Genomic DNA, 2,924 nt, shown 5'->3' with positions numbered 1-2,924 from the left:
CGCCGAATTCCTTGCCGATTTCGTCCGAAATGTCGTAGATGTTGGACAGCTCGGGCGAGTCGTTCAAGATGCTCAGCAGGCCCAGAATCTGCCCCACCGGCACCAGCGGAATCGACTCCATGCGGCTGCGGGCGCGCGAAATCGGCTGGCCAGCCACCTGCACCTCGGCGGGCGTATCCGGCAAGGTGGTGGTGGTGATGCATTCATGGATCAGGCTTACCAGCCGCTGGAATTCGGGGCTTTTTGTGTCGCGCGGATACGGCAAGGGGTTTTCTAGCACCAGGCCCAGGCGGCCGGGGCGCGGGAACAGCACCACGATGCGGGTGGCCATTTCTACCGCTTCCTCGATGTTGTGCGTCACCATGAAGATCGAGCTTAAGCCCGTGTCCGGCGTGCGCCACAGGTTGATCAGCTCTTGGCGCAGGTTCTCTGCGGTCAGCACGTCCAGGGCGCTGAAGGCTTCGTCCAGGCACAGCAGACGGGGCTGCGACACGAGGGCACGGGCAATGCCGACGCGCTGGCGCATGCCGCCCGACAGTTCGCGCGGATAGGCGCGGTGGTAGTTGCCTAGGCCGATGAGGTCAATGGCACGGTCCACGGCGATGTCGCGGTCGGCGCGGCTGATGGGGCGCGCCATCAGGCCGACCGCCACGTTTTGCTCTACCGTCAACCATGGGTACAGCGCGAAGGTCTGGAATACCACCGAGGCTTGGTCGTTGATGCCGCGCAAGGTCTCACCCTTGTGCAAGACGCGGCCCGAGGTAGGTTCGATCAGCCCGGTCAGGCAGCGCAGGATGGTGGACTTGCCCGAGCCCGACTGGCCCAGCAAGGCCAACAGCTCACCCTCGTGCACGGCCACGTCAATCTGGTCCAGTACCTTGAGCTCGTGCCCGCCGCTGGTGGTGAACAGTTTGGTGACGGCGCGCAGCTCGGCAATCGGCGCTGGAGTGTTGGTTATAGAAGTGGTCATATTCATGGCAATCAATCCAGTCTGAAGCGGCGTTCTGCAAAACCATATAGCCGCCGCCAGACCAGCTTGTTCATGACGACGACGAAGAGCGACATCACGCCGATGCTGGCGATGATGAGGGCGGTGTCACCGCTTTTGGTGACCTCGGCAATGTAGGCACCCAGGCCATCGGCTTTGAGGGTGGTGTCGCCCCAGGTGGCCAGTTCGGCCACGATGCTGGCGTTCCAGGCGCCGCCGGCGGCAGTGCAGGCACCGGTGACCCAGAACGGAAAGATGGCCGGCAGGATCAGCGTGCGCCACAGCTTCCACTGGCGCAGGCCGTAGATCTTGGCGACTTCTTTCATTTCGTTCGGAATCGCCATGGCCCCGGCGATCACATTGAACAGGATGTACCACTGCGTGCCCATGGCGATCAGCAGAATGCTGCCCCAGTTCATCGGCGTGCGGGTGGCCACAAAGAAGCCGACCATGATGGGGAAGGTCATGTTGACCGGGAACGAGGCCCCGATCTGCGCTAACGGCTGGGCATAGCGCGCCACCTTTGGGTGGAAGCCGATCCACACACCGATCGGGGTCCAGACCAGCGTGGCCAACACCGTCATGGCCAGCACCCGCAGCAGGGTTAAAAACCCCAGCCAGAGGATGTGCCCAAACAGGCTCCAATTGAGTGCGCCGTGCAAGGCCGCAATGGCTGCAAACACGCCTACGATGGCCTGGTAGCCCAGCCAGGCCGCCAGGGCCCAGCCCGCCACGCGCAGTGGCCAGCCCACGGCCTCGGGCCGCGCCCGCCTGGTAGCCGGTAGGCTGCGCCGCAGCACCCGGCCCAGCCCATCTCCCAGCGGCTGCAAGACGTGCAGCGCGAGCCAGGTAAAAACATAGCTGCCGCGCAACAGGTTGTAGACCCACGAGGTGGGCATCAGGCCGGATTCGGTGAGTTCGATCTTGAACTTGTCGGCCCACACCAGCAGCGGCCGCCAGACCAGTTGGTCGCTGACCAGAATCAGCACCAGCATGGCCACCACGGCCCACAAGGCGGCCTGGTTGTCGCCTTTTTCGATGGCGGTGGCCATGTACGAGCCGAGCCCGGGCAGCTTGATGTCTTTGTTCATCACGCTGATGGCCTCGCTTTGCGCCACAAAGAACCAGCCGCCGCCAAACGACATCATCGAGTTCCAGATCAGGCTGTGTGCCGAGGCCGGCAGTTCCACCGTGCGAAAGCGCTGCCAGCGGCTCAGGCCGTAGGTGGACGCAGCTTCTTGCATGTCGGCAGGGATGGTGACCATCGAATGGTAAAAACCAAATGCCATGTTCCACACCTGGCCGGTGAAGATGGCAAAGATGGCCGCGCATTCCACGCCCAGCAGGCTGCCCGGAAACAGCGCCATGAAGCCCGCCACCGTGGCCGACAGAAAACCCAGCACCGGCACCGACTGCAGCACATCCAACGCGGGCAGGATTACCGCCCGCGCCGTGCGGTTCTTGGCGGCCAGGTAGCCCAGCGAAATCGCAAAAAACAGTGAGAAGCAAAAGGCAATCCACATGCGCAGCAGGGTGCGCCCGGCGTAGTAGGGAATCTGGCTGGTGGAGAACTCGGGCTCGGGTACATGGCTGGGGTCAAATGCGACCAGCATGCCGTGGCCAAAGTGCATCACGCTCCACAGTAGCCCAAACAGGGTCAACAGCACCAGGCTGTCCACCCAGCTAAAGCCAGACCGATTGCTGACCACTTCTAGTTGGGGGGAAGTGCTTTTCATGGTCGGTGCGGGCAGTAAAAGAGAATGCAGAGGCTGATCGATAGGGGCAGAGACAGGGTAAAGCGCGTAGGCGCGGCGTATTCTGGTATCTAAATGTGTCTGCCGTGTGAATCGCGCAAGCTGTTGTGGACATCCCACGTGCACCCCGCCTTGCAGGGGGCGGATGGGGTGCATTTTTAAGCAAAATAGGCCTCTAGCGC

General features: G+C 62.5%; 2 protein-coding genes. Both read right to left on the bottom strand.

The window, feature by feature from the left end:
- On the bottom strand, window positions 1-970 hold a 970-nt coding region (locus ABI213_RS01385; RefSeq protein ID WP_348025785.1), incomplete at its 3' end, for an ABC transporter ATP-binding protein.
- Window positions 971-981: 11 nt separating this feature from the next.
- Window positions 982-2,724, bottom strand: a complete 1,743-nt coding sequence (locus ABI213_RS01380; protein WP_348014532.1) for an ABC transporter permease subunit — start codon at window positions 2,722-2,724, stop codon at window positions 982-984.
- Window positions 2,725-2,924 lie beyond the last annotated feature (200 nt).

The sequence above is a fragment of the Rhodoferax sp. genome, from assembly GCF_039922535.1.
Classification (GTDB): Bacteria; Pseudomonadota; Gammaproteobacteria; order Burkholderiales; family Burkholderiaceae_C; genus Rhodoferax_B.
The sequence above is the reverse complement of the archived record's forward strand: the minus strand, read 5'-3'. Positions and strand labels throughout refer to the sequence as shown.

Coding starts and splice junctions, on each gene's coding strand:
- ABI213_RS01380 (WP_348014532.1), bottom strand. CDS start 2,724: ATGAAAAGCACTTCCCCCCAACTAGAAGTGGTCAGCAATCGGTCTGGC.